The 26,726-nt window shown below is 35.5% G+C and carries 26 protein-coding genes; 12 read left to right on the forward strand and 14 right to left on the reverse strand.

The annotated features are described in order from the left end of the window. Positions 1 to 67: 67 nt before the first annotated feature. Genes nadD through J4050_RS14620 form a run of 3 tightly spaced genes read right to left on the reverse strand, consistent with a single transcriptional unit; the run spans position 68 to position 2,099 of the window. A complete protein-coding gene (nadD, locus tag J4050_RS14610) occupies positions 68 to 652 on the reverse strand; it encodes a nicotinate (nicotinamide) nucleotide adenylyltransferase (RefSeq protein ID WP_208155346.1) in 585 nt (194 codons plus the stop codon). Between the two features lie 2 nt (positions 653 to 654). Then, positions 655 to 1,239 (reverse strand): guanylate kinase, encoded by a 585-nt coding sequence (gmk, locus tag J4050_RS14615; protein WP_208155348.1) that lies wholly within the window; start codon positions 1,237 to 1,239, stop codon positions 655 to 657. 2 nt (positions 1,240 to 1,241) lie between these two features. Next, on the reverse strand, positions 1,242 to 2,099 hold the full coding sequence (locus J4050_RS14620; protein ID WP_208155350.1) for a YicC/YloC family endoribonuclease: 858 nt from the start codon (positions 2,097 to 2,099) through the stop codon (positions 1,242 to 1,244). A 130-nt stretch (positions 2,100 to 2,229) separates the two neighbouring features. Between J4050_RS14620 and J4050_RS14625 the strand changes: the two genes are divergently transcribed. Continuing rightward, positions 2,230 to 2,709: an acyl-CoA thioesterase gene (locus tag J4050_RS14625; RefSeq protein ID WP_208155351.1), complete on the forward strand. Its 480-nt coding sequence runs from the start codon at positions 2,230 to 2,232 to the stop codon at positions 2,707 to 2,709. Here the strand turns inward: J4050_RS14625 and J4050_RS14630 are convergent, their stop codons facing one another. Genes J4050_RS14630 through J4050_RS14640 form a run of 3 tightly spaced genes read right to left on the reverse strand, consistent with a single transcriptional unit; the run spans position 2,710 to position 5,084 of the window. After that, positions 2,710 to 3,843, reverse strand: a complete 1,134-nt coding sequence (locus J4050_RS14630) for a peptidogalycan biosysnthesis protein (protein ID WP_208155352.1) — start codon at positions 3,841 to 3,843, stop codon at positions 2,710 to 2,712. A 1-nt stretch (position 3,844) separates the two neighbouring features. Then, a complete protein-coding gene (locus J4050_RS14635) occupies positions 3,845 to 4,738 on the reverse strand; it encodes a DMT family transporter (protein WP_208155353.1) in 894 nt (297 codons plus the stop codon). Further along, a complete protein-coding gene (locus J4050_RS14640) occupies positions 4,731 to 5,084 on the reverse strand; it encodes an arsenate reductase family protein (protein ID WP_208155354.1) in 354 nt (117 codons plus the stop codon). The genes J4050_RS14635 and J4050_RS14640 overlap by 8 nt, the downstream gene beginning before the upstream one ends. Before the next feature lie 82 nt (positions 5,085 to 5,166). On the opposite strand from J4050_RS14640, the gene J4050_RS14645 reads away from it, so the two are divergent. Continuing rightward, positions 5,167 to 5,622: a DinB family protein gene (locus tag J4050_RS14645; RefSeq protein ID WP_208155355.1), complete on the forward strand. Its 456-nt coding sequence runs from the start codon at positions 5,167 to 5,169 to the stop codon at positions 5,620 to 5,622. A 4-nt stretch (positions 5,623 to 5,626) separates the two neighbouring features. Next, positions 5,627 to 6,874, forward strand: coding sequence for a cation:proton antiporter (locus J4050_RS14650; protein WP_208155356.1), 1,248 nt, complete (start codon positions 5,627 to 5,629; stop codon positions 6,872 to 6,874). On the opposite strand, the gene J4050_RS14655 is transcribed toward J4050_RS14650, so the two are convergent. After that, positions 6,871 to 7,593, reverse strand: coding sequence for a DUF3298 and DUF4163 domain-containing protein (locus J4050_RS14655; RefSeq protein WP_208155364.1), 723 nt, complete (start codon positions 7,591 to 7,593; stop codon positions 6,871 to 6,873). The two genes, J4050_RS14650 and J4050_RS14655, sit on opposite strands and share 4 nt — an antisense overlap. Positions 7,594 to 7,738: 145 nt before the next feature. On the opposite strand from J4050_RS14655, the gene J4050_RS14660 reads away from it, so the two are divergent. Continuing rightward, positions 7,739 to 8,878 (forward strand): cystathionine gamma-synthase, encoded by a 1,140-nt coding sequence (locus tag J4050_RS14660; protein ID WP_208155366.1) that lies wholly within the window; start codon positions 7,739 to 7,741, stop codon positions 8,876 to 8,878. 67 nt (positions 8,879 to 8,945) lie between these two features. On the opposite strand, the gene J4050_RS14665 is transcribed toward J4050_RS14660, so the two are convergent. Further along, on the reverse strand, positions 8,946 to 9,749 hold the full coding sequence (locus tag J4050_RS14665) for a THC0290_0291 family protein (protein ID WP_208155368.1): 804 nt from the start codon (positions 9,747 to 9,749) through the stop codon (positions 8,946 to 8,948). Between the two features lie 216 nt (positions 9,750 to 9,965). Between J4050_RS14665 and gdhA the strand changes: the two genes are divergently transcribed. From gdhA to J4050_RS14685, 4 genes are all read left to right on the forward strand, one after another. Continuing rightward, positions 9,966 to 11,309: an NADP-specific glutamate dehydrogenase gene (gene gdhA, locus J4050_RS14670; protein WP_208155370.1), complete on the forward strand. Its 1,344-nt coding sequence runs from the start codon at positions 9,966 to 9,968 to the stop codon at positions 11,307 to 11,309. Between the two features lie 121 nt (positions 11,310 to 11,430). Next, positions 11,431 to 13,812 carry a type IX secretion system anionic LPS delivery protein PorZ gene (porZ, locus tag J4050_RS14675; protein WP_243878656.1) on the forward strand — a complete coding sequence of 794 codons (2,382 nt, stop codon included), beginning with the start codon at positions 11,431 to 11,433 and terminating at the stop codon, positions 13,810 to 13,812. Positions 13,813 to 13,817: 5 nt separating this feature from the next. Then, a complete protein-coding gene (recO, locus tag J4050_RS14680) occupies positions 13,818 to 14,537 on the forward strand; it encodes a DNA repair protein RecO (RefSeq protein WP_208155374.1) in 720 nt (239 codons plus the stop codon). Between the two features lie 67 nt (positions 14,538 to 14,604). Then, entirely contained in the window at positions 14,605 to 16,989 is a 2,385-nt protein-coding gene (locus tag J4050_RS14685) for a TonB-dependent receptor plug domain-containing protein (RefSeq protein ID WP_243878657.1), read from the forward strand. A gap of 49 nt (positions 16,990 to 17,038) precedes the next feature. On the opposite strand, the gene J4050_RS14690 is transcribed toward J4050_RS14685, so the two are convergent. Next, positions 17,039 to 19,378, reverse strand: a complete 2,340-nt coding sequence (locus tag J4050_RS14690; RefSeq protein ID WP_208155375.1) for a RemA C-terminal-like gliding motility protein — start codon at positions 19,376 to 19,378, stop codon at positions 17,039 to 17,041. Positions 19,379 to 19,482: 104 nt separating this feature from the next. On the opposite strand from J4050_RS14690, the gene J4050_RS14695 reads away from it, so the two are divergent. Next, positions 19,483 to 19,953: a regulatory protein RecX gene (locus J4050_RS14695; protein ID WP_243878658.1), complete on the forward strand. Its 471-nt coding sequence runs from the start codon at positions 19,483 to 19,485 to the stop codon at positions 19,951 to 19,953. Between the two features lie 56 nt (positions 19,954 to 20,009). Here the strand turns inward: J4050_RS14695 and J4050_RS14700 are convergent, their stop codons facing one another. From J4050_RS14700 to J4050_RS14720, 5 genes are all read right to left on the reverse strand, one after another. Then, the gene (locus J4050_RS14700; protein WP_208155376.1) at positions 20,010 to 20,501 is read right to left on the reverse strand and encodes a DUF6646 family protein; all 492 of its coding nucleotides are present in this window, start codon (positions 20,499 to 20,501) and stop codon (positions 20,010 to 20,012) included. A gap of 59 nt (positions 20,502 to 20,560) precedes the next feature. Beyond that, positions 20,561 to 21,421 (reverse strand): cupin-like domain-containing protein, encoded by an 861-nt coding sequence (locus J4050_RS14705; protein WP_208155377.1) that lies wholly within the window; start codon positions 21,419 to 21,421, stop codon positions 20,561 to 20,563. A gap of 83 nt (positions 21,422 to 21,504) precedes the next feature. Next, positions 21,505 to 23,328 (reverse strand): TonB-dependent receptor plug domain-containing protein, encoded by a 1,824-nt coding sequence (locus J4050_RS14710; RefSeq protein ID WP_208155378.1) that lies wholly within the window; start codon positions 23,326 to 23,328, stop codon positions 21,505 to 21,507. Between the two features lie 27 nt (positions 23,329 to 23,355). Further along, on the reverse strand, positions 23,356 to 23,769 hold the full coding sequence (locus J4050_RS14715) for a putative signal transducing protein (RefSeq protein WP_208155379.1): 414 nt from the start codon (positions 23,767 to 23,769) through the stop codon (positions 23,356 to 23,358). A gap of 26 nt (positions 23,770 to 23,795) precedes the next feature. Further along, positions 23,796 to 24,338, reverse strand: a complete 543-nt coding sequence (locus tag J4050_RS14720) for a hypothetical protein (RefSeq protein ID WP_208155380.1) — start codon at positions 24,336 to 24,338, stop codon at positions 23,796 to 23,798. A gap of 101 nt (positions 24,339 to 24,439) precedes the next feature. Here J4050_RS14720 and J4050_RS14725 point away from each other — a divergent pair, with 101 nt between their 5' ends. The 3 genes from J4050_RS14725 to J4050_RS14735 all read left to right on the forward strand — a co-directional run. After that, a complete protein-coding gene (locus J4050_RS14725; RefSeq protein ID WP_208155381.1) occupies positions 24,440 to 24,949 on the forward strand; it encodes a DUF2975 domain-containing protein in 510 nt (169 codons plus the stop codon). Between the two features lie 2 nt (positions 24,950 to 24,951). Continuing rightward, positions 24,952 to 25,167 (forward strand): helix-turn-helix domain-containing protein, encoded by a 216-nt coding sequence (locus tag J4050_RS14730; RefSeq protein WP_208155382.1) that lies wholly within the window; start codon positions 24,952 to 24,954, stop codon positions 25,165 to 25,167. 90 nt (positions 25,168 to 25,257) lie between these two features. Further along, positions 25,258 to 26,726 (forward strand): L-type lectin-domain containing protein (locus J4050_RS14735; protein WP_208155383.1); only part of this gene is annotated, 1,469 nt, incomplete at its 3' end.

Raw genomic sequence — 26,726 nt, forward strand, 5'->3', positions numbered from 1 at the left:
TCCTATTAAAATGTCAATAAAATTAAATATTAAAAATCAATCACGGAATTGTTTAACATCCTTTCAATTATGAATTTTTATAAAAATTCATTTCGTCTAAGTATTTCCACACTTCATCGGGAAGCATTGGACGAACGTTACGACCAGCTTTGATTTCTTGTCTTATAAACGTAGATGAGAGCTCCATTATTGGCGCAGAAATGTTAAAAATTTTAGCGTGATTTTTAAATTGTTCTGGAATAACACTTTTAGAAATCCTTGGATAAACGTAAATACCGTGATTCTCTAAAATGAGCTCGTAATTTTTCCATTTATGGAAGCTTTTTAAATTATCCTCTCCCATAATTAAACTAAATTGGTGATCGGGATATTTTTCCTCTAGATAAGCCAATGTATCAATTGTATAATTAGGCTGCTTTAAACCAAATTCTATGTTGCTTGGCTTTAAGGTATTATACTCTTTTGTTGCTAAATAAACCATCTCTAGGCGTTGGTAATTATCTAGTAAGTTTCTTTTTTGTTTAAAAGGGCTTTGAGGTGTAACTACAAACCATACCTGATCTAAGTCACTATGCTCAACAATATGGTTTCCAATAGTAAGATGACCAACGTGGATAGGGTTAAAGGTCCCAAAGAACAAGCCTATTTTCATAGTTATTTAGAGATAAAATCAGACACGAGTTGATAAGCATTTTTAAGCGCTTCTTCTAAGTTAGAATTAATAACAATTTCATCAAATAGTGGTGCAGTTGCCAATTCGGCAGGGGCTTTTGATACACGCATACTTATTTTTTCTGGGCTTTCTTCACCCCGATCCTTGAGTCTCCTTACCAGCTCGTTAAGATCTGGTGGCTTTACAAATATGGCTAAAGTCTGATCCGGGAACTTTCGTTTAATTCGTAAACCGCCCGAAACATCAATATCAAAAATAACATGCTTTCCCTTGGACCATATTCGCTCAACTTCAGACTTTAAGGTGCCGTAAAAATTATCGCGATAAACTTCTTCCCATTCTAGGAATTCATCGTTTTTAATTTTAGTCTTAAATTCCTTTAGTGATAGATAGTAATAATCCTTTCCGTGTATTTCGTTTCCTCTGGCTTCTCTAGAGGTTGCAGAGATGGAAAATTCCAAGTTTAATTCTGGTTGGCTTAATAGATGCCTTACGATTGTCGTTTTTCCAGACCCAGATGGTGCAGAGAATACAATGAGTTTTCCTTGTTTTAATCCTTTATCCAAACCTACAATACGTTAAGTAGTTGCTCTTTAATTTTTTCTAGCTCATCTTTCATCTGTACAACGAGTTTTTGCATCGGTGCATAATTGGCTTTAGAGCCAATTGTATTGATTTCTCGTCCAATTTCCTGTGAAATAAAACCTAGTTTCTTACCGTTGGAATCATCTGAATTTAAAGATTTTAAGAAATAGTCTAAGTGGTTATCTAGTCTAACTTTTTCTTCAGTGATATCAAATTTTTCGATGTAATAGACCAGCTCTTGCTCAAATCGATTTTCGTCAACCTTTTCCTTAATATCGGCCACGCCCTTTTCTAGTCTGGCCCTAACGCCATCAATACGTTCGGGATCCATAACGATTACTTCCTCTAGCAATCTTTTAAGTGTGGTTATTCTTTCGGAAAAATCTTGCTTTAATGTTTCGCCTTCATCTTTTCTGTAAGCCACGATTTTTGAAATCGCTTCATCAATTCCATTTTCAATGGCGTGCCATTCTTCTTCATCAATATCATCACGTTCCGTGGTTACTGCGTCTGGTAGACGAACTGCCATTTTTAAAAGTTCTGTAGTATCACCATCAACAACCTCTTTAAGCTGTTTAATATATTCGTTGACTACAGTTTTATTGATTTTGGAACTAGTATCTTCTCCGGTAATTTCTACATAAAGTGAAAAATCCACTTTACCTCTACCTAAATTAGCGGCAATACGTTTACGTATATCCAGTTCTTTGGCACGATACATGGAGGGCATCCGTGCGTTGACATCAAGGTTTTTACTATTAAGGGATTTTAATTCTATTGAAATTTTTTTGGTTGGGAGCTGTAGAACAGATTTCCCGTAGCCTGTCATAGATTGTATCATTATCAATGGTACTATTAAAGTTGGGCAAAGGTACAAAAATGTAAGTTGAAAGTCGCCTGTTAAATTCTATGTAAATAATATAGCGTAGCCTTTAAGATTTTTAAATTTGCGCCTTAACTAACCTATAATTATGTACAAGAAGCAATTTGAAATTAGATGGAGTGATGTTGATGCCAATGGGCACCTGGCAAATTCTGCCTACACTAACTTTATGAGTCATGCAAGGATGTCGTTTTTTAATGAGTTTGGCTTTACCATGAAAGATATTTTAAAAAATGGTATAGGACCAGTGGTGTTTTATGAGCATATGTACTATTTCAAAGAATCTTTTATTGGTGCGCCAATAACGGTAACTATTAAGGTGTCAGGACTGAGTGAAGACGGTATGCTTTTTATGTTTGAACATGACTTCTACAATCATAAAGGTGAGCACCTAGCGCACTGTGAGATGCAAGGCGGTTGGATAGATTTGAAATTGAGAAAACTTACCGGTCTACCAAAAGAAATGCTCGAATTGTCTCAAAAATTTCCTAAATCCGATGGTTTTAAAGTACTGACTAAAGAAGATACTAGAAAGTACGGTGTTAGACCTAAACCCATACAAGTCTAGTTATTTAAAGGGTTGGTGCTGTTTGTAGGTTTTTATTTGGACGTTGGCTATAAATGGTTTGAGAATTAGATTTGGAAGATATCTTTTGTGTCTACAGTAGCACGTGAGTTGCTGAGGTAGGGCACCAAGAGTACTTTTTATTTCTGAAGCCGTACGTCCTAGATTTATTTTATGGGCGCCAACCTCAATTCCAAGTCGGATATAGTCATTCAATATTCTTGGGTAAATAGCATAAGATTTATTAAGTGCGTAATCAATACCAATAAAATGAGCGTCTAAATTAAGGTTGTTGTGCATTGCGGATAAAAACCCAACTAACCGCCCATCTAAAAAGTACCCTTTAACAATAAACCGTTCTTTAAAAGTAGATTTTAAATGAATGTATGTTTGAAGATTTAATATCTGAGCATTGAAGTCGGCATTATCTATGGTGTTTTGATAGAGGTTCTGAAGAGACTCTAAGTTGGTTTTAATATCATCTTCCGTAAGTAACTTAACGTTAAGCTTTTCACTTTTAGAATCAGCCTTATTGGCCTTAATCCTATATTTCGATTTTAAAGCCTTTTTATAATCATCGAAACTCTGCCATTGCGGTTTTAAATCAATAATCATATTAGGTTCCACATTCATTGAGGCATAATCAAAACGATGAAGTTGATCCGTAATATGGAGTGAGTCTTGCTCAAAATCTTTAATGAAAAGTGCGTGTAACCTCTTGGTATTATGAGATAGCGATTTAATGGCATCAGCTATAGCATTGAAAGCTTCGGTTTTATCAGCTTCTTTTTTGAGAAAAACGCCATATTCGCCACTAAGAAATACATTGCCGCAGAACAATACTCGTAAAGGACTTCTACAAAATATGCTATCAATAAGTTCACGAAACCAAGATAGCATGCGTGTATTTTTCGTAATTGTTTTGATGCTAATGGTTATCAATTGGGTATAGGCTAAGGCAATTGCTTTGCCTTTCTTAAGAATAAAAATATAGCCAAAGGAGATATCTCTATTCGCTATTTCGTATGAATGTAAAAACTCTGGCCTAAAGTAGATATTATGTTTACATTTTAAGTCTGCCCAATACGACTCAGGGATATCGTTAATCGATGAGAATATGTTGTGCTCATAAGCCAAATTATATTGATTTTTTAGGTTTAATAGATACTAAATATACACCAGAAAAAATAAGGGCCATGGCAATAATCTTTACTGTATCTATGGCATCTTCTCCCATTATAATTGCAAAAAGACCCGCTAATACGGGTTGCAGATAAATAAAAACACCAACGGTCGAAGCCTTAAGTTTTTTTAAGGCCATAGGGTTAAGTAAATATGTGCCGAAAGTGGCACCTACAACCACAAAAATTACAGAAAACGATATAAAAGGTGTAAAACTAGACCATTCAATGTTTTGAAGTTCGTTATAACCAAATGGTAGCACCATAACAAAGCCAAATAAAAAGAGCCATTTAATAAAAGTAAAAGGGTGGTATTTGGTAGTAAGTTGTTTAATTAAAATGATATAGATACTATAAGAAATGGCATTTATAAATACTAATACATTGCCAAGAAAAACGTTATCACCTGCTCTAAGTGACTTTCCGTAAAATGTTAGCACAATAGCTCCAGAAAAGGCTAGTACAACACCAAAGACCTTAAGAGCGGTAATTTTTTCATTTAGAATAAGAGCCGATAGTATCAATATAATAACTGGTGTAATCGTAACTATGGAGGCCGCATGTATGGGCGTTGTTAGTTCAACACCTTTTAAAAATAAAAGCATGTTAATAAACACTCCAAATATAGCAGCAACCAAAAACCTTAGATAGTCCTTGCGCTCTATTTTTTCTGAGGGCATTACAAGGCTAAATAACCAAAATAAAACAGCAGCACCTCCTACCCTGAGCAGGGTTAGCGCGAATGGTTTTACAAAACTACCGTTCATAATTACCTTTGCAAAGGTGTAATTAAGTCCGTATAATAGCTGCACTAAAAAGAGTGCTAAAATTGCAAATCCTCTGCTATGCATTCAATGCTGTTTTGGCAGCTTCAACCACCTTTTTGGAATTCCCAATAAACATAATGTCATTGTAAATTAACACAGGACGTTTTAAAAAAGTGTAGTGTTCTAAAATATACGATTTATAGTCGTCTTCAGACAGGTTTTTATCCTTAAGGTTCATTTCCTTATACAAACGTGCTCGCTTACTGAACAAGGATTCGTAAGATGTCGTTAAAGCTCTCATTTGCTCTATCTGTTTTTCAGTAATAGCATCATTTTTTATGTCCTGAAGAACAATATCATTCGGAAGGTTGAGTTCGTTCATAATTCGTGTACAAGTATTGCAGGTGCTCAAATAGAAAAACGTATTCATTGGTTGGCTAGGATTATTTTAAACAGTACAAAATAACTGTATTTCGATTGAAATTTCAGTACTTTTAAGAAAAATATAAGTCATGGATTGGGCGTTTGATATCACAACCAAGAACAGAACTATTCTCAAATCTTATCTCGAAAACTTAAGCCTGGAGGATCTGAATAAGATTCCAAGAGGATTTAATAACAATATCATTTGGAATATTGCTCATGTCGTTGCAACACAACAAATTTTAGTCTATACCTTATCTGGACTAGAACCGATTATAGATACAGCATTTATAAACAAATACAGAAAAGGAACTAAGCCAGACCAGTTGGTGTTTGAACAGGAAGTAAATGTCATAAAAGGGTTACTGTTTTCAACGATTGAACAAACCGAGAAAGACTACAAAGCCCAACGTTTTAAAACCTATACTACTTATACGGTTTCTACAAAAAGTACTATTACCTCATTAGACGAAGCTATAGAGTTCAATAATTTTCATGAAGGTATCCATTTAGGTTATATTTATGCCTTAAGAAAACTCATTTAGTATTATGGATTATTATTCAATTGCCACTATTCTTATTGTTTTATCTGCAATATTTGGTTATATCAATGTTCGCTTTCTTAAGTTACCTATAACTATAGGATTGATGCTCATAACCATAATTTTTACAATTGCAGTAATTGCTTTGGCTCAGTTTGATGACACACTTCTAGTTAGTGAAAAGGCCTTTATTAATAGTATTGATTTTGAAACCGTTTTATTGGATATTATGTTGAGTTTTCTCCTTTTCGCAGGGGCACTTCATACTAATTTTGAACAATTGAGAGTACAGCGTGGACCGATTTTATTATTTGCAACATTAGGAGTTTTAGTATCTACGTTTCTTGTGGGTATCGCTATGTTCTATATTATTAATGCAATAGGCATTGAGGTTACCTTTATCAATTGTCTCCTATTTGGTGCTTTAATTTCACCAACGGACCCTATAGCTGTCTTAGGTATATTGAAGAAAGCTGGTGCTCCAAAAAAATTAGAAACAAAAATTGTTGGTGAATCCCTGTTTAACGATGGCGTTGGTGTTGTAGTTTTTCTAACCATTTTTGCCATCGCAGCGAAGCCAAATGCACCTCTAGATTTTTCAGATATTGCCACTTTATTTGGTCAGGAAGTTATTGGTGGTATTGGTCTAGGCCTTTTATTGGGCTGGGTCACCTATCGCTTAATGCGTTCTATTGATAATTATGAAATTGAGGTCATTCTAACTATTGCATCTGTCATGGGAGGAACTATGCTAGCGCATAAATTTCATTTGTCAGCACCTTTGGCTATGGTAACGGCAGGGCTGATGGTTGGTAATGATACAATTAGAAACTCCGCCATGTCTGAAACGACTGAGGCTTATGTCGATAAGTTTTGGGAAATGATAGATGTATTGTTGAATACTGTGCTCTTTGTGATGATTGGTATGGAGATGTTAGTTCTAACTTTAGAAGGAAAATACATCTATGCAGGTCTCATAGCAATACCTGTAATACTTTTATGTCGTTACATTTCATTATGGCCGCCAATCACACTTTTTGCGAAAAAGCTTGATTTTGTTCCGCGAACTAATCTTATAATGACATGGGGTGGATTACGTGGTGGTATTTCTATTGCCTTGGCACTGAGTCTATCCAAAGAAATGCATCGGGAGCTGTTTCTTGTTATAACCTATATTGTTGTTGTAGCTTCTATTTTAGGGCAAGGTTTAACGGTTGAACCATTTATAAAGAAGCTCACAAAAACAGCAACCTAATATAGTTTTAAATAAGGGTCCATGTCATCATATGGGATGGCAAATTCTGTATAGCCTTGAGCATAAGAAGCAACTTCGTAGACGTTATATAATAAAATAAATCCATCATCACTGAAACCCATATTTTCTGGCAAGTGAAAGGGCTCTCCGAAAAAGTAATCTTCCATTTTTAAATTTTCGTCCTTTTGAGTTAAGTTTTTAATAAAATATGTTTTAGCTAAACTTTCAAATCCCTTTATGTCTTCAATAATAGCATCTAGTTTAAAGATTTTTCCAGTTTTAGGATTAATATTCAATAAATGGATATGGCTGTTTCCATGTGCTCCACCCTGATATTCGTAAACACTAATTGCCAAGGTAATGACATCATCAGACTGATATGTTTTTTCGGTTTCTACTTGTAATTCCCATTTGGCAAGTGCAGAATCAGGAAAATCAGTTATAAATTCAACATACTGCTTGTTAAATGTTTTTAGGACGGTAGAAATGTCTTTTAAGGAGCTATCAAGGCCGATACTTTCGACGATGGCTTGTTCTATATGCTTATTAATAGTAGTACTAACCCCATTGGTTCCTTCGGCAACGTCATATAAAACTGATATATCGGCATCAAAAGCCGTTTTAACTTCTATGGTTTTAAAGGTAATACTTTTGGTTTCAGATGTACAGGCCATTAAAGACACAAATATTATTAAAGTAAGCAGTGATTTTTTCAGCATAATAGAATGTGTAAAGTGATATAATAAAGGTATAACTTAGGTTTGAAAGGAGCGAATTATCCATTATTTTTGTTGTCCTTAATAAAAACGCCTTACCGTATGTTTTTATTTTAATCTCGTCTAAGGCAATTTAAACCAAACTCATATGAAATTTAATACTAAAACTATCCATGGAGGGCAAGAACATGATCCGGCTTATGGATCTGTAATGCCTCCGATATATCAAACATCTACTTATGCGCAATCTACTCCTGGTGGGCACAAGGGTTACGAATATTCTAGAACCCATAACCCTACACGGAATGCTTTAGAAAAAGCTTTTGCAAGTATTGAAAATGGAAATTATGGTTTGGCCTTTGGTTCTGGCTTGGCAGCTATCGATGCTGTAATTAAATTGTTGAGCCCTGGTGATGAGGTGATATCAACAAACGATTTGTATGGTGGAACTTACCGCTTATTCACAAAGATTTTTGAAGATTTTGGAATAAAGTTCCATTTTATAGGTATGGAAAACGCCTCAAATATAGAATCATTTATCAATGTCAATACAAAGTTAATTTGGGTAGAGACGCCTACAAACCCAATGATGAATGTTATTGATATTAAGGCAACCGCTGAGATTGCACAGGCACATAAGATTATGCTGGCGGTAGATAATACCTTTGCTACACCATACTTGCAACAACCATTAAACCTTGGGGCAGATATTGTAATGCATTCTGCTACAAAGTATTTAGGTGGCCATAGTGATTTAGTTATGGGAGCTTTAGTAGTTAAGGATAAAGATTTAGCTGATAAACTCTATTTTATTCAAAATGCTAGTGGCGCGGTTTGTGGCCCACAAGATAGTTTCTTGGCACTTCGAGGTATTAAGACCCTGCATGTGAGAATGCAGCGCCATTGCGAAAACGGAAGAGCTGTTGCAGAATATTTGGTAAAGCATCCAAAGATAGAAAAGGTCTATTGGCCTGGGTTTGAAAGTCATCCTAACCATGACATCGCTAAGTCTCAAATGAACGATTTTGGAGGAATGGTGTCATTCGTTACAAAAGGCAATAGTTATGAAGAAGCTATAAAAATAGTGGAGAATTTAAAGGTATTTACTTTGGCAGAATCACTTGGCGGTGTAGAGTCTCTTGCTGGGCATCCTGCGAGTATGACTCATGCAAGTATTCCAAAAGAAGAGCGCCAAAAAACAGGAGTGGTTGACTCTCTAATTCGATTAAGCGTTGGGATTGAAGATGAAGAAGACTTAATAGAAGACTTGAAACAAGCCATAGGATAAACCTAATATTTTAAAAATAGTATAAAGACAAGTAATTTATTGCTTGTCTTTTTTTTTTGAGTTATGACTAATCTAAATAATAAATGTAGCCAAAATTTAACCAGAGGTTCCAATCATTAGCTTTGTTAGAATCAAGTTTGTGATTAAGACCATCCACAAAATCATCAAAATAATATTGCCACCTCAACTCAACAAACAAATCTGAAAGTATCGTCAGTTTGTAACGCGTACCAACACTTGCAACTACCGACCAAGTAGATCCACTTTCATCGCTAACAAAGGGATCTCCTCCAGAGGCCTGCTGCCAAAATGTGTAATAGTTATTAGGGTTTTGCGGATTTCCCGTACCATAAGTAGTTTCAACAGAAGGATTAAAGGAAACATAATGTGCACCTAGAGCCGCGAAAGGGGCAAAAGAATATACACCTGCTGAAAAAGCCCTTATACTCCTTGGGAAATATTCTAGTTGCATACCAATATCCCAGTTCTGAGCCTCTCCAGAATGAGCCCTGAGTCTATCAGCATTATCACTTGTTTTTGAATCTTCTACCCATTCACCAAAGTGATTAAGTTTTGTTTTGTTCCAAGCGATTTCACTTCGTAATTTAAAATGATCATTAAAATAAGTATCTGTAGAATAACAGTTACAATCTGCCCGATAGGCAAAGTTGATGTAGTGAACAATACCGATGGCAATACCAGTATTCCCAGAATTGGTCTGAAAATCTCGTCTAACGCCAAAATCAGATTGGAAAGCTACACCTCCAATAAAGGCACCAATTTCGTGAGAAAAACCTAGTTGTGAGAAGCTTTGTTGTACTGAGCAGAACAGTACAACTAGTAAAATCATCTTCCTAATGTATATGCCCATAAAAATTGGTTTAGGCCAATGTTAAACAAATATATAAAAACTCGATTAACTACAAAATAAAACGGATAAAATGCAATATTCTTATTAGGGAGAAGATATTTATTACATGTTATGAAAATTAAAATTTAATTGACAATATAAAAAAAATAAGCAGTTATTTTTACAGATAATGTATATTTGTTGCCTATAAATCACAATTTCTTAATAATATTTCATATGAAAGAAAAAATTGAAGCTTTTTTAGAAATGGTAGAAAAGCGCAATGGCCATGAGCCTGAATTTTTACAGGCTGTAAGGGAAGTTGCAGAGACCGTACTTCCTTACATCGTGAAGCACGATATTTATCATGGTAAAAATATTCTTTTGAGAATGGTGGAGCCCGAGCGTTTAATTTCGTTTAGGGTTTGTTGGGTTGATGATTCGGGAGAAATTCAAGTGAATAGAGGTTACAGAATTCAGATGAATTCTGCAATTGGTCCTTATAAAGGAGGGTTAAGATTCCATCCTACAGTAAATGCTAGTATTTTAAAATTCTTAGCTTTTGAGCAAGTATTTAAGAACAGTCTTACAACATTGCCTATGGGAGGTGGAAAAGGTGGTTCTGATTTTGACCCAAAAGGCAAGAGTGATAATGAGATAATGAGGTTCTGTCACGCTTTTATGACAGAGTTATTTAGACATATTGGCCATAATACAGATGTGCCAGCCGGAGATATTGGAGTAGGTGCACGTGAGATAGGGTTTATGTTTGGTAAGTATAAGAAACTAAAAAATACATTTACTGGTGTATTAACTGGTAAAGGCCAATCTTGGGGTGGTTCTCTTATTAGACCAGAAGCTACAGGGTATGGTACCGTTTATTTTGCAGATAACATGCTTAAAACAAAAAATGACTCTTTTGAAGGTAAAAAAGTGGTTATTTCAGGTTCTGGAAATGTGGCGCAATATGCTGCAGAGAAGGCTTTAGAGCTTGGTGCTACTGTGTTAACACTTTCTGATTCAGGAGGCTATATTTTAGATGAAGACGGTATAGACACTGAAAAGCTTGAGTTTGTTATGAAACTTAAAAATGAACTGCGTGGCCGCATTAGTGAGTATGTTAATAAATATCCAAATGCTAAATATTTTAAAGGCCAAAGACCTTGGTCCGTTAAATGCGATGTCGCACTACCTTGTGCAACGCAAAACGAGCTTAACGGTGAGGAAGCCAAACAGCTTATTTCAAATGGTTGTACGTGCGTTTCAGAAGGGGCCAATATGCCGTCAACTCCAGAAGCTATTCACGAATTTCAACATGCAAAAATATTGTTCGCGCCAGGAAAAGCATCAAATGCTGGTGGTGTAGCAACTTCAGGTCTAGAAATGAGCCAAAACTCATTAAGATTAAGCTGGACGCGCGAAGAAGTTGATAAGAAGTTGAAAGAAATTATGTCCGATATCCATGCTTCTTGTGTGCAATATGGTAAAAATGACGACGGTACAGTAGATTATGTTAGAGGTGCAAATATTGCTGGCTTTGTTAAAGTTGCAGATGCCATGTTAGCGCAAGGTGTTGTATAATCTAATAATTGAAATTGAATTAAAGCTTCCATGAAATCATGGGAGCTTTTTTATTGTAGTTTATATGAAAGTATCTCCCTAATCGTTAAGTATTAAATATATTTGGACAAACTTTGATGCGATGAAGCAATCTGCCTTTTGGGTTTTATTGGTTATGACAGGTTTTTATAACCTTATTACTGGACAAAATTTTTCAGCACTATGGCAATCACATTATTCTTACAATAATGTTGTTGATGTCGTTAGTGCAGAAGGCACTATATATGCTGCAGCACAAAATGCCGTTTTTAAATATGATCCAATAAGCGATGAGGTTAAAACAATTACAACCGTTGAAGGTCTTTCGGGTGAACAAATTACAACCATCTACTATAGTAACGAATTTGATTATTTGCTTATTGGCTACGAAACTGGGTTAATAGAATTGTATTCAATTTCAGAAGAATCAGTCTTCTCCGTCGTTGATATCCTAGAAAAAGACAATATAACGCCAGTTAACAAACGGATTAATCATTTTTATGAAAATGAGGGTTTAATTTATATTTCTACAGACTTTGGTATCTCCGTATATGATTTAGAGCGTTTAGAGTTTGGTGACACCTACTTTATTGGTAATGGTGGCACCCAGATAAAGGTCAACCAAGTCACTGTTTTAGGAACCAATATCTACGCAGCATGTTCTGATAATAATGGTATAAAAATAGCAGATCTTACCAGTCCTAACTTAATTGACTTTCAGGAGTGGAATATTGTTATCTCAGGAAATTTTCTCACGGCAAATACTTTTAATGATAAGGTTTACACGGTGAGAACTAATAGCGATCTATTCGAGATTGAAGGAAACACCTCCAATTTTCTGTTTACATTAAATTCACAGCCAATTGACAGTGAAGTGAGCGATACAAACCTAATTTATTCTTCGTCTGGCGCTATTTATTTATATGATGACAACTTACTCTTGGAGAATACTTTTCTCCCAAACGAAGAATTTGATACTGTTTTTTCATCTGCTGCAATACTTGGACAATTTGTATATATAGGTACCCAAGACTTTGGAGTTCTCACAAATATATCTTCTAATTCTGAGTATATAGAAATCAAGCCAAATGGTCCTTTGTTTAATGAAACATTTAAACTTAATGCCGAGACAGGTACAGTTTGGGCAACATTTGGAGATTATTCTCAGTCTTTTAATCCCTCTCCAACAAGAGCCAGAGGAATTAGTTACTATAGAGATGAGCAATGGGTTAGTATCCCTTTTGATAGTCTTTTAGGTGCTAGAAACCTTAATACCATAACGATAAATCCGTTCAATAATAATCAAATATATATTAGCTCATTTCAAGACGGTATTTTGCAAATGGATAATTTTGAGGCTACAGTTTTATATGATGAATCAAATAGCGGCTTAGAATCGCTAGTTGTCCCTAATGCTCCAAATTTTATTAGTATTAGGGTAAGTGCTTCTACTTTTGACTCAAATGGTGTACTATGGTCACTGACCTCTAGAGCACCAAACCCCTTAAAATCTTATGACCCTGCCAACGGGAATTGGCAAGGCTATGATTTTTCGAGTATTTACGAAGACCCATTGACTGGAGAGTTTGGTTTCTTTGAAATAGATATTGATAATAATGGTACTAAGTGGATTGGTGGTTACTCTAATGGGCTTTACGCTTTTAATGAGGGCATAGCCAATAATCCTATAAGGACCTTAAGTACGGAAGAACAAAATGTCCCATTTCCAAGAATCACTTCCTTGGCTATAGATACCAGAAATCAACTTTGGGTCGGTACTTTTACAGGGTTAAGGGTGTTATTTAATACGTCTGGGTTTTATGATGACCCAGACCCAAGCCTTAGTTCAATTATTGTGTTAGAAGACGGAATACCTCAAGAGCTTCTTGCGGGTCAGACCATTTCAGATATTGAAGTAGATGGTTCTAATAATAAATGGATTGGCACAGTAGACTCAGGGTTGTTCTACTTTTCTCCAGATGGTCAGAATACCATTTATCATTTTACCACGGAAAATTCTCCACTACCATCCAATAGAATTATCGATGTTTCCATTAATCCTCAAGACGGCTCGGTATTTATTGCTACCACAAGAGGATTACTGTCCTTTAGAGCTGGTGGTTCGCAACCAGAGGAATCACTAGAAGAAGCCTATGTCTATCCAAATCCTGTAAGACCAGAATACAATTTGCTAGGATCTAGCGACTTAAATGATATAACAAAAGGTATTAAAATAGCAGGTCTTACAGAACGTGTTAATATTAAGATAACGGATATCGAAGGGAATTTGGTCGCAGAGGCACAATCTAATGTAAATTTAAGGTCTTCAAATGCAAATTATAATTTTGCTATCGATGGAGGAACAGCCATTTGGAACGGAAAAAATCTCGCTAACGCTGTGGTGAGATCGGGCGTTTATCTAATCTTAATTTCAGATTTAGATTCTTTTGAGACCAAGGTTTTAAAGGTGTTAATCATTAGATAGTTCCTATGCTTACTAAGAACAAGTGTATTGTACTCTCTAAACTAAAATATGGAGAATCAGACCTTATAGTTAAGTGTTTCACCAAAGAAAGAGGTTTAGTAAGCTATATTTTAAAAGGTGTTTTAAAGTCAAAGAAATCATCTAGTAAAGTGGTTTATTTTCAACCGCTAACTCAGTTGGTTGTAGAGGAAAATTTCTACCCAAAAAGAACACTGCACCACTTTAAAGAAGTGAAACCTTATTATATCTACAAGAGTCTCCATTCCAATATTTTTAAATCTGCTATTGTGCTTTTTTTGTCAGAGATTTTGGCTAATACAATTAATGAAGAAGAAAAAAATGAAGGGTTATATACCTTTATTGAAACTGCACTGCAGTATCTAGACGCTGAGGGAGATTATGCTAATTTTCATTTGCTATTTCTACTTAAACTAACCAGATATCTCGGTTTTCAGCCAGAACAAGAAACTCACAAAAGCACTTTTTTTAACCTTCAATCCGGTATTTTTGAAAATACAGATTACGGCTTATACTCCATATCAGGTCATAATTTATACCTTTTAAAACGTCTGTTGGGCATAAATTTTGATGACTTAAAAGAAGTGAAAATTAATTCAGAACAACGCCAGTCATTTTTGAATATGATATTGTTTTATTTTGAATTACATTTGGAAGGTTTTAAAAAACCCAAGTCATTGAAGGTGCTAAATGACGTGTTTCATTAAGTTTTTTGCGAGTGATATTATGCTGTTAAGATATAACTACAAACGTCTTTACTTATCCTTTGTTTTAATGCTTTTTTCTCAATTGGGAATGGGCCAAACTATAACTGTTTTTGAGGTAGGCACAAAACAACCTATACCTTATGTGGCAATAAGTAATTCAGGAAAAGACAAATCGGTTTTTACGGATATAAATGGAAAGGCAAGTCTTGATATTTTCCAAATTGATGAGCTTCTTTTTTTCGACAATTTCCTTTATGAAGCTATTTCAATGACAAAAGCGGCGATAGCAATTGATAATTTTCAAATATTTCTAAAACCTAATGTAGAAAGCTTAAACCAAATTGTATTATCAGCTTCAAAATTTGAACAGCGCAAGCGCGATATCCCTCAAACGATAATTAGTTTAGATGCGGGAGATATTAAACTGGCCAATCCGCAAACCAGTGCAGATTTATTAGATAACTCTGGTAATATTTTTATTCAAAAAAGCCAGTTGGGAGGTGGAAGTCCTATGATAAGAGGTTTCTCTACCAATAGACTCCTTATAACCATAGATGGTGTTAGAATGAATAACGCCATTTTTAGAGGGGGCAACGTTCAAAATGTTATTTCAATAGACCCACTTTCGGTTCAAAATACTGAGGTTACCTTGGGCTCTGGTTCTGTAATTTATGGTAGTGATGCTATAGGTGGTGTAATGAGTTTTTATACTAAAAAACCGACATTAAGTGATAATGAAAAGCCATTTATTAGTACTGGGATCATGACTCGGTATTCTAGCGCTAATAATGAGAAAACAGGTCATACTAATTTTAATTTGGGTTATAAAAAATGGGGATTCTTAACCAATATTACATATACGGATTTTGATGATTTAAGAATGGGCAGTAATGGCCCTGAGGAGTACCTTAGGTCAACTTACGTTATACGAGATAACGGCCAAGATGTTGTTGTGCCAAATTCTAATCCTGAGCGTCAAATACCAACAGGCTATAGCCAAGTAAATCTAATGCAGAAAGTTAGGTTTACACCGTCTCAAAAACTCAATTTTGACTTCGGAATCTATTTTACGACAACATCAGATTATCCAAGGTACGATAGGTTAATACGGCCAGATGGTAACGGATTGCGTTCGGCGGAGTGGGACTATGGACCACAACAGTGGTTTATGACTAATTTTCAAATGACAAAACGTAGTAGCAGGTCGAACCTGTATGATAAATTACAAACCACCTTAGCTTACCAGAATTTTAAGGAAAGTAGAAAAGTGAGGCGTTTTCAATCGCCATTAAGAGAAGTTAGAGCAGAAAATGTAAATGTATTTTCATTTAACTTAGATTTTGAAAAACGATTAACCACCAAAATCAGCTTCTCTTATGGTTTGGAATATCTCTTCAATTATGTAGGTTCAGAAAGTAGGGAAGAAGATATTCTTCAAAATACAAGTAGCCCAAATGTAACCAGATACCCAGATGGATCTACCTGGCAATCTGCTGCGGCCTACGCTAATTTTAAATATAGGGCAAGTCCTAAGCTAGTGTTTCAATCAGGCTTGCGTTATAATCAAATTGTAGCAAGAGCTAATTTTGAAGAAAACAATCAATTCTTAAATCTTCCCTTTAATGATTCAGAAGTAAACACAGGGGCACTTACGGGCTCTGCCGGATTTTCTTGGTTTCCTAGTGATATTATTCGATGGAAACTCAATTTTTCAACAGCATTTAGGGCACCTAATATCGACGATATTGGTAAAGTTTTCGACTCTGAGCCAGGTTCGGTCGTCATCCCTAACAATGATTTAGAGGCGGAATATGCTTATGGAGGAGAGTTGGGCCTTTTGTTGAATTTTGACAATAAAGTACGTATTGATTTAGGAACCTATTATACCTTTTTGGATAACGCATTGATACGGCGAAACGCACAGCTTAATGGTGCAACGGAAATCATCTATGATGGTGAGCTCAGTACCGTTCAATCCGTTCAGAATGCATCTAAAGCTTGGATATATGGATTTGAGGCAGGTATAGAGGTTAACGTTATCAAGGCCTTAAAACTTCGGTCCCAATACAACGTTATTGGAGGAACCGAAGACAATAACAATGTTGAAGTCCCTATTAGACATGTTGCTCCAAATTTTGGGCGTACACATTTAATTTGGAATAAAAACAGATTGCTGCTAGATGCCTTTGTGGTCTACAACAATGAATTATCATTTAATCAATTGGCACCGTCTGAATTATCAAAGGATTATATTTATGCTTTAGATGAAAATGGCAACCCATATTCCCCATCTTGGTACACATTTAATTTAAGGTCTCAGTATACGTTTAATGACCATTTAAGCCTCACAGCAAGTTTAGAGAATATCACAGACCAACGCTATAGGCCTTATTCCTCTGGGATAGCTGCACCTGGGAGAAACCTAATTATTGCCGTACAATACAATTTATAAAAAAAGCCTCATTTATTAAAGAGGCTTTTTTATTGCTATATCATTAAAGCTATTTGCGTTTAATCGCTTTTTTGGTAATAACTTGACCATTTGAGATATGGGCTTTTGCTATAAAAATAGAGCTTTTAAAATCTGAAAAGTCAAATATTTCTAGGTTGGAGTCGCCATTAAAATCAAATATTTTTCTTCCTTGTACATCGAATATTTCAATTCTATCAAAGATTACCTCTTTATTTGAAAGGGTAAACTCAACCAAATCGTCTTCATTCTCAACTATAGTAAATCCATTAATTAGCAACTGGTCTTCTAAATTAGATAAGGTGCTATCGGCGAAAATAATATCAAATCGATTTGCAAAATCACCACCAATAGATATAAATTCATATGCGCTAGATTTAAGGTCATGAACAATACCAAGGTCATTATCTCTGAGATAAATGGGATTATTTTCTAAATATTCTCCTTCAAAATCAGGTAACGAAATCGAATAGATTTCAGATGTGGAAAGGTATGAGGCGAAACCAACATTGATTATTTCATTTTCGTTTAAACTACTTTTGGCTTTTCCTTGAATGACGTAGAACCCTGCATTATTATTGTCAGTTGAATATAATAAACCAGCATTCCCAGCATAATTGCGCTCTGTGTCAATGCCTTTGCCATCATAACCATCAGTCGCATTATTGGAGTATGCCACACATATTTGGCTATAAACACCAATATCTGAACTAAGATTAAGCCAAAGCCTTTCAATTTCGCCGTAGGTATTTTGTTGTCCGTTTCTGTAAAATTCATCATTTACATTGGCTCCACTAAGTCGCATGGTATTTGTAAAAATGACATTTCCGGCACTGATTGACGGTATAAAGAAACTTTGACCAGAAGGCACACTATTTGATGGAGCAGGAGTAGTCCCGTTACCTGCAGTACCCATGGAGTTAATAGTAATATAATCATTCTGATTAAAATTTAAGACCTCATTACCTGGGTTCGTATCGTTAGGAGGGCTAACCTGAGACCACATGAAAAGTTCAGATGCAACTACACTAGTATTTGCAGTAAAAAAGTCATCTGCATCTAAAGCTGATGGGTAAGGATTCCCTAATAAATTCCAGTGATTTACGGTATTACTTGGATCAAATGGTACCGCCTGAGAAATATCACCTGTATTATAAGGGCCTTCAAATAGGTAGTCATATCCAACTCCAAAACCAATAGGGAAAAACCCATGCATGGAGATATAGCCTTTACCTGCTTCCATAATATCTGTATCTGTAACATCCGTCCAAGCGTTAGCATCATCGTCCACGCCGTCGCCATCAGAATCCAAATAGTTATTAGAATTAAAAGTATAGCGACGGTTTGGATTTGCTTCTGTAAGCCCATCTAAGATACTTATGTTATCTACAGGGCTACTCCAATAGGTATAATCGTTTTCTGTATTAGGAATTGTTGTTTTAATAACAACAGCATCTCCTCCTGACAGTGTAAACGTTGATCCGCGTTGCACGAAACTTCCCTGAGTTTCAGTGGTAAGTGTTCCTGCATTGACTGTAACGTCATTGATTACTTCCACAAAATCACCATTATCAACAAATAAGTTCGCATTTACTTCTAAATTACATGTTGTGAAGCTACCAGCGGTTGGTATTGATGTCGTGTATGGGCCATTGATTATGGCTGACGTATTTATATCCGGAGCGCCATTATCCCATGTTGTTCCGTCCCATGTTGTAGTCGATGAACAAGTTGCAAGTGTTCCCCATAATTCAATATTATCAATTGCGATATCTTCATCCTCAGTATCTAAAGAGAAGATAATTTGAATATCTAATAACGTACCAAAACCAGTAATACTTTCTGTAAATTGTTCGAAATTATCCGTTATTTCAATGCCATCACCTGTACCATCAAAATCGGTATCAATAAAGGGTGCCGAATTGAAAGTACTCCCATCGTTTTCAATCCATAACAAATTAGAGAATGTTCCAGAATTATCAATATCAAAATTGATGTGAACATAATCTGGTTCATCCCAATCTTGACTAGCACCAGCATCATCCTCTGCTAGATGTATCCGTAGTTCTAAATTTTCATAGCCACTAATATTTAAATCGTTAATCAAAAGACTAACGGGCAATAATGCGCCTTCGCCATCAATATCTTGAGCATGAAAATAGAAATTACCTTGTATATTAGTAAAGACTTCGCCAGCTGTGTCTGATCCGTCCGTTCTGAGGAAATGGTCCTTATCTGCATCAGTAAATTCTGGAATACTTGTTGTATAGCCTCCAGCATTTTCAAATGTTAATTCAGCAATTTTAATTTGTCCAGAAACTGAGATACTTAGTGCAGTCAGTAGAAGCGAAAAAAGGGTAATTTTTTTCATGAGGGAAAAATTTAAGTTGATTTGGAGCTAAGCAATGAAGATTCATTAACTTTCGCTATAACAAATATGCAATATTAATTGTTAAAAACTTATATTTCAAGCAATTGGATCTACAAAAAACATATACTGTCGATGAAGCGCAAAAACGTATGGAGCATTATTGTGCGTACCAAGAGCGTTGTCATAAAGAGGTAAGAACTAAGCTAAGGAGTATGCGGATGATTCCTGAAGCTATAGATGCCATAATGGTGAAGCTTATAGAAGGCAATTATTTAAATGAGGAGCGCTTTGCGAAGACATTTGTTAGAGGTAAGTTTAGCATTAAAAAATGGGGTAAAAACAGATTGGTTAAAGAGCTAAAATTTAGAGAAATTTCTAAATATAGTATTGATAAAGCACTAGGTGAAATAGATGAGATTGACTATTACAATACTTTAGATGAATTGATAAGAAAACGTATTGACCAAGTCAAAGAGACTAATTTATTTAAGAAAAAACGGAAGGTTGCTGACTATCTACTTTACCGTGGCTGGGAATCTCATCTTATCTATGAAAAACTCAATGAATACTTATAAAAAAGGCCTTTTCAAATAATGTGAAAAGGCCTTTTTATATTCTAAAACAGGGGTGTTTAAAGATTAAATGATGCCCCAATACTAATGGTAAATTGATTATTTAATTCCTCAGCTGGTGTGAGGTCGTCAGTATTGTATTTTGCTAAAGGTGTATTGAGTTCAGTATACAGTCCAAAACCATCTGAGAAAAAATAGCGAGCTCCAACATGTGCTCCAAAATTTTTCAATCCAAAGCTGAGGCCTGGATATAAATCAAAGTTCTCATCAATAGCCAGAACGTTACCAATATTAGCATTGAATCTAGCCCTTACATCAAACCGATCTTTAAAATCTGCATCTATATTGCTATCAACCCCTAAAATATAGGTTGAAGAGACGCCTAAAGATATGTTTTCACCAATACCATAATCGTATGAGGCATTCAATCCTGTACCGCCAGATTGAAAATTGGCACCGACTTGGAATTTACTGTCATCCTTTCCTTTAAAGGCTTGAGAATTTCCAAAAGTAAAGGCCAAAAGTGCAGTAATTAAAACAATTTTTTTCATCGTAGAAATTTTTATTAGCGGCAAATATACAAATAGTAAGTGATCAAAGTCAGAGTCTATTATGCAAACTTATTGGTGTTTTCAATAGCCTTCTGGTTTTTCCAATCAATCCATTTTTGACCTTGCATTCTGCGCATAAGATTATCATAAATACGCATAAGAAAAACGTTGTATAACGCTTTTCCTAAATTTTTTGGATTCCGAGCAATAGCTCTTAAACTCATAGAAAAACCTGGAGTTATATATCGCATGTAATGCCAATAACCTTCAGGCATGTAAAGAACCTCACCATGATTTAAATCACAGACCCAACCTTGAGCATGTTTTAAGGCTGGCCACTTTTCAAAATCTGGATTTGCAAAATTGATGTCTTCTCGCGTTATTAGAGAGTGTGGAACTTTGTATAAATACTTATTCTGTTTTTGATCAAATAAGATGCATTGTTTTTTACCTTCGAAATGAAAATGAAAAATATTAGCCAAATCAATATCGTAATGCATAAAGGTGTAAGAAGCTCTTCCACCAAAGAATAGCATTGGTAATCCTTTCATGAGCCTTATACCAAAGTCTGGGTAGCTGAAATCATTTTGTAGTACTGGAACTTCCTTAAGTATATTCCATAAAAAAATCCTGAATTTTGTAGGCTCGCGCTTTAAAAGGTCTATGTAGTCGCTCATTTTCATTTTGGCGTGAGCTTCGTTAAAACCATCTTTGTAATCTACTGGACGATTGTCGTAGAGGGGCACGATTTTATCACCAGCAACGGCTTTCATATAATCTAAATCCCATTTATTATAGGCGGGCCAGTCTTCAATGAAGCGTTCTATAACCACGGGTTTTTGCGGTTTAAAGTAATGCTTAATAAAGTCGGCTTTAGAAATGGTTTCGACTCGTGGAATCTGTTGTAGATTAAGCTGCAAAAGAAATTAGTTTATGAAATCAAAGTTAATAAAACGTCAGAAAATTTACTAAATAGATATTTATTTAAGTCAATTGGCAGGTTTTATTGGAAATCATACCTCAAACCAAAAAGAACATTGCTCGGTGGCATGGGTATAGGGTCTTGCTCAATAAAGTCAGCATCAAAAATATTACTGGCGGTTATGGTCAGTTCTAAGGCCTTCATTCCATAAATAATGGAGGCGTCCCATACATTGTAAGAGAGCCCAGACGTACGTTCAGCATATTTGTAAATGACATTAACATTAAGTGCCTTTGTTAATTGAGACCTGAAGTTACTTGTAAACTGATGCTTGAGCGAGTTTACGGAATATAGTAAAAAGTCTAAGTTTAAATCTTCAACCTCATCATCAATAAATGTATAATTGACTCCCAACTGATGTGTGCTATTATTCAGTTTGAAATAATAGTTGGCATCTAGCTCAATCCCTTGAGAACGGATATCTTCAGATAAATTAGTTGCCACTAAAGGGGCGGTTTCGGTATTTTTGGCATAATCGATTAAATTATTGGTATCTCTGTAAAAAAGCGCCATGGACGTGCTAAAATTTCTGTTGGCATATTTCATACCAATTTCGGCGGAAATCGCCTCTTCTGGCCGTAAGTTTTCGTTACCCTCACGTCCTGGAACAATTATAAATAGTTCTGTATAAGTTGGGACCCTGTAGGTGTATCCTGCGTTACCATAAACTTTGAAACGATTTGAAATCTCGTACCCAACATCAACGCCAGGAAATGCATTGAATTTGAAGTCAGAAAAATAATTTGCAGCTATACCTGGAGTAATATCCAATTTGTTGTTCAGTAATTTAAAACGGTGTTCTAGAAAAACCGTTGTCATAAAACGGTTTCTGTTACCAAGTGAATTACTGCGCATATCTACCTTTGCAAGATCGATTCCAAACCCTGTTATTCCTAGACTAGAACTGTAAGAAGCGTTGAGTTCTGCACCTATTTTATTGTTAACTGTAAAGTTTCTTGCCCTAGGGTTATCCCTTACCAATTGATACCTGTCTTGGTTGCGTCTCCAATAGATTCTTGGCCTAATTTTTAGATTATTCTTTCTAAATGTTGTGGTTAAACCAATAAGGCTGTTTTGGGTTTCTTCATACTCGGTTAATCCAAACTGCGTTGGCGTATAAAAGTTTTGAGCACCAAAATTTCGTTCTAGTAAGGATGCAATGAGCTCTACAGGCTGACGGTTTTTATTAAAAATACTCTTTAGAAAGTAATTGGCATTATCATAATCTGAATTTGGACGATAACCTTCAGATGTCACTCGTCCAGCATGTAGAATGTGTGAAGCATTCTCTTGCTGTACGCCTGCTGTAATATTGCCATTTAATTGTCCGAAAGAACCAGCTTCTAGATTTGCAGAAAGGGTATTTTCAAAACTTTTCTTGGTTACAATATTGATGGCACCTGTAAAGGCATTTTGTCCAAAAACCCTTGCCGCGGGCCCTTTAACAATTTCAATGCGCTCTATAACTTCTATAGGCAATGCGGCATTCATGGTGTGATGCCCTGTTTGGGCATCATCCATTTTTATGCCATCAATTAACAATAAGGTTTGATTATAGTTTCCGCCTCGAATGTGTAAATCCGCTTGGGTGCCACCAGTACCACGTCTGCGCATATCAATACCTGCAACTTGTTGCAATACGTCAGCTATATTAACAGCAGCACTTTTTTTTATATCGGCAGCTGTTATAATGTTGATGGTCCTCGAATTTTCTCTAAAAGGTAAGTCTATACGCTCTGAAGTCAAAGTTATAGAGTCGAGATCTTGTTGAGGGAATTCTTGTGCAAAACTCCAAGGGATAAGGACAAGTAGGGCAATGACTGTAACGAGAGACTTTAAGTGCATAAAAATAAATTTCGGCGCAAGATAGTATTATTTAATAGGGAATTCAAAACTGCAGTTGTCGCATTTATAGTGGTGTCTTGTGCTAAAGGGTAAAGTTCCAGACACAAAGCCAAGAATAAAAGATAAAAGGGATTTTAGATCCTTAATACTTGAATATATATTGATATGTTCATTATTACACTTGGGACATTGGATGCGCTCTCCGTTATCATCTACAGAAAAAGATTGAATCGTTGATAAAATATGCTTGGCCTTAATAACGTCTACAGATAGGACTTTTAACTTAACGCCACCGATGGCATTGCTCACTAAGGGGTCCGTATCTATAGTGATATTGTCACTAAGAAATACCTCAATACCTTCTGCTTCTAATCGTCCTTTAATAATTTGGGCTTCGGAAGAATACTGATAACGTGCTATAGTTGTAAATGTTTTGGACATTGTTGCTGCTTTAATATAAATGAAATTTAGGATTCATTCATTTGATTCTTCCATTTCTCTTTATCGATCCATTTAAAATCATTGGGAACTGTGGCATCTAATAAATCTATATTAAGCTCCTCAGAAAGCTGATAACCAATGATAAAGGCATCTTTATAATCATTTTTTTCGTAAAGTTGAAAGTGTTTATTGGAGTCATACCATAAGTTTACTTCGTAAATATAGCTTCCATCTTTTAAAGGTTGATGAAAAACGGATACATACTCATAGTTTGTTATAGTTATCCATTTCCCAAATTTTAAAGGACCAACTTCAAAACTAGGTTTAAATCTAGAGGATTTAAGGTCTATGTAAATTCTTTTTCGGTAGGTGAAGCCAACGCCTAAAGCACTAAAATAAATAGCAGTATTAAAATCAGCCACACTTAGGCTCAGAGGTACGTCGTTACTTATCCAAAGAAATATTTTGTAGCTAATAGACCCAACAGCAATTGTAAAGAATAAAGCCGCTAAAGGAATCTGCCAAATCGGTCTATTGTTTTCAGAAATGATAATTTTTTTAGCATTCATTGCTCAAATATACTTATAGATATGTGTTGAAAAAAAGTAAAAATTATTGTAAAACAATAATTTTATTAAATTTGTTATTGTAAAACAATAATTTTTTGAAAATGCGAAAATTAATAATTTTAAAAAGTTTAATAGATTTTGTCTGGATATTAACGTGTATTCCATTAATTCCAATGGTACTATTTTTTGTAGTTATGGCGTTTATGGATGCTGATATAATAAGAGTTTTACCAGGTTTAGGCCAAGAGGAGGACCAAATTACCGGTTGGCCAGTAAAAATTACTATTCTTATAGGGGCTTTAGTGATTTATATAAATATCTATTGCGTTTATCTTTTTCGTAAGACATTAAGTTATTTTCAAAAAGTGAAACCTTTTCACAATGAGGTTATAACAAATTTTGGAATTATTGGTAAATTTTTATGCTACAGTGGTTTAGTTTCTCTGATTTTAGCCATTGTTTTTGCCGTTTATTTTAAAAGCGAAATAAAAATAAATCTAGGTTTTAGCCCATACCTTTTTATAACAGCTTTAGGGTTGTTTTTTATGGTTTTAAGTGAGGTATTTAAAGTTGCAAAACACGCCAAAGAGGAAAATGAACTAACCGTGTAGATATGCCAATACTTGTTAATTTAGACGTAATTTTAGCCAAAAGAGGTATGAAGAGCTATGAACTGGCAGACAAGATTGGTATAACCACGGCTAACTTATCCATCCTTAAAACTGGCAAGGCCAAAGCTATTCGCTTCTCTACGTTGGAGGCTATTTGCAAGGCTTTAGATTGTCAGCCAAGTGACCTTTTGGAATTCGTTGAAGATAATCTTAAATAAATAACCAGAATAACGTTAAAATTCCGCTAAATAACCTGATTTATTGCAGCGGTAGCTATCATTTAATATCTTCATCCATAAAAGAAAAAATTGCGTTTACACCTTTGGATAGTTGTTTCTCTGTTTATTGCATGTAGCAATAACTTGTTAGCTCAATTAAATGCTTCTATAATTGGAGATGCCATTGATCAGGGAAATAATTGTTACACCATAACTCAAGATTTAAATTTCCAAGCTGGTGGCGTTTGGTATGATAATCCGATTGATTTTGATGAGGACTTTTTTATTCTTTACCAAAACAATTTTGGGTCAAAGGATGCTAATGGCGCTGATGGTATGGCTTTGGTTTTTAAAGGCACCTCAACACCAGAACTTGGTGCTGCTGGCGGCGGCGTTGGATATCAAGGAATCTCACCATCTCTAGCAGTTGAGTTTGATACGTATGAAAACAATATTCCTGCTGAGGGCTTACTTGGAGACCCCTCTTTTGATCATATTTCTATAATGGGTAATGGAAATCCGAACCATAATAATTTAGGAACAAACTTGGCGGGTCCAGTTCAAGCAAGTCCTTTCAGTCAAAATATTGAAGATGGCAGTTTCCATGAGATTAAAATAGAATGGTTTGCTGCTTCAACAACCCTTAATGTCTATTTTGATTGTGAACTTAGGTTGAGTTTAGTTTTTGATGTTAAAGGGAATATTTTCGCCAACGACGATTCTGTATTTTTTGGATTTGTAGGTTCAACAGGAGGGCTTTCCAATGTGCATTCGGTATGCTTCAATAGTATCTCATTTGTAGATAACCTGCAGTTGCAAGATGATTTCATCTGTGAAGGGTCAAGTAAAGTGGTAAATGCAGCTATTCCTAGTGGTGTGGTCTATACTTGGTCACCAACTAACGGTGTGAGTAACCCTAATAGTCCTAATCCAACACTTTCTCCTACTGTAACTACAACCTATACGGTCACTGTGGCCGATGTTTGTGGTAATATCACGGAAGAGATGTTTACCTTGTCGGTTTTGCCTGTTGAGACCCCTTTGTTTGACCCTGTAGATTCAATCTGCGAAGGTGACACCTTAGCGCCACTTCCTACAACTTCAACTAACGGTATAACAGGGACGTGGTCTCCAGCCCTTAATAATACCGTAACTACAACCTATACATTCACTCCAGACAATTCTTGTGCAACTAATGCCACCTTAGAGATTGTGGTTAATCCATTACAGTTTCCAGAATTTGATGCTGTTGCGCCTGTTTGTGAAGGTGATGCCTTGGCGCCACTTCCAATAATGTCTAATGATGGAATATCTGGTTCTTGGTCACCAGCTTTAAATAATTTAGCAACGACTACTTATACGTTTACACCAGGTCCTGGCCAAGATTGTGCTCAAGAGGTAACTTTGGAAATCGTGGTTAATCCATTGGTTGACCCATTATTCGATCCCATAGACCCTATTTGTGAGGGTGATACCTTAGACCCTTTGCCTACACAATCCAACAATGGTATATCTGGCAGCTGGTCGCCAGCCTTGGATAATACGGTTAGTACAACTTA

It is taken from the genome of Winogradskyella pelagia (assembly GCF_017581965.1).
Taxonomy (GTDB): domain Bacteria; phylum Bacteroidota; class Bacteroidia; order Flavobacteriales; family Flavobacteriaceae; genus Winogradskyella; species Winogradskyella pelagia.

Coding starts and splice junctions, on each gene's coding strand:
- nadD (WP_208155346.1), bottom strand. CDS start 652: ATGAAAATAGGCTTGTTCTTTGGGACCTTTAACCCTATCCACGTTGGT.
- J4050_RS14620 (WP_208155350.1), bottom strand. CDS start 2,099: ATGATACAATCTATGACAGGCTACGGGAAATCTGTTCTACAGCTCCCA.
- J4050_RS14625 (WP_208155351.1), top strand. CDS start 2,230: ATGTACAAGAAGCAATTTGAAATTAGATGGAGTGATGTTGATGCCAAT.
- J4050_RS14635 (WP_208155353.1), bottom strand. CDS start 4,738: ATGCATAGCAGAGGATTTGCAATTTTAGCACTCTTTTTAGTGCAGCTA.
- J4050_RS14640 (WP_208155354.1), bottom strand. CDS start 5,084: ATGAATACGTTTTTCTATTTGAGCACCTGCAATACTTGTACACGAATT.
- J4050_RS14645 (WP_208155355.1), top strand. CDS start 5,167: ATGGATTGGGCGTTTGATATCACAACCAAGAACAGAACTATTCTCAAA.
- J4050_RS14650 (WP_208155356.1), top strand. CDS start 5,627: ATGGATTATTATTCAATTGCCACTATTCTTATTGTTTTATCTGCAATA.
- J4050_RS14655 (WP_208155364.1), bottom strand. CDS start 7,593: ATGCTGAAAAAATCACTGCTTACTTTAATAATATTTGTGTCTTTAATG.
- J4050_RS14660 (WP_208155366.1), top strand. CDS start 7,739: ATGAAATTTAATACTAAAACTATCCATGGAGGGCAAGAACATGATCCG.
- J4050_RS14665 (WP_208155368.1), bottom strand. CDS start 9,749: ATGGGCATATACATTAGGAAGATGATTTTACTAGTTGTACTGTTCTGC.
- gdhA (WP_208155370.1), top strand. CDS start 9,966: ATGAAAGAAAAAATTGAAGCTTTTTTAGAAATGGTAGAAAAGCGCAAT.
- porZ (WP_243878656.1), top strand. CDS start 11,431: ATGAAGCAATCTGCCTTTTGGGTTTTATTGGTTATGACAGGTTTTTAT.
- recO (WP_208155374.1), top strand. CDS start 13,818: ATGCTTACTAAGAACAAGTGTATTGTACTCTCTAAACTAAAATATGGA.
- J4050_RS14685 (WP_243878657.1), top strand. CDS start 14,605: ATGCTTTTTTCTCAATTGGGAATGGGCCAAACTATAACTGTTTTTGAG.
- J4050_RS14690 (WP_208155375.1), bottom strand. CDS start 19,378: ATGAAAAAAATTACCCTTTTTTCGCTTCTACTGACTGCACTAAGTATC.
- J4050_RS14700 (WP_208155376.1), bottom strand. CDS start 20,501: ATGAAAAAAATTGTTTTAATTACTGCACTTTTGGCCTTTACTTTTGGA.
- J4050_RS14710 (WP_208155378.1), bottom strand. CDS start 23,328: ATGCACTTAAAGTCTCTCGTTACAGTCATTGCCCTACTTGTCCTTATC.
- J4050_RS14715 (WP_208155379.1), bottom strand. CDS start 23,769: ATGTCCAAAACATTTACAACTATAGCACGTTATCAGTATTCTTCCGAA.
- J4050_RS14720 (WP_208155380.1), bottom strand. CDS start 24,338: ATGAATGCTAAAAAAATTATCATTTCTGAAAACAATAGACCGATTTGG.
- J4050_RS14725 (WP_208155381.1), top strand. CDS start 24,440: ATGCGAAAATTAATAATTTTAAAAAGTTTAATAGATTTTGTCTGGATA.
- J4050_RS14730 (WP_208155382.1), top strand. CDS start 24,952: ATGCCAATACTTGTTAATTTAGACGTAATTTTAGCCAAAAGAGGTATG.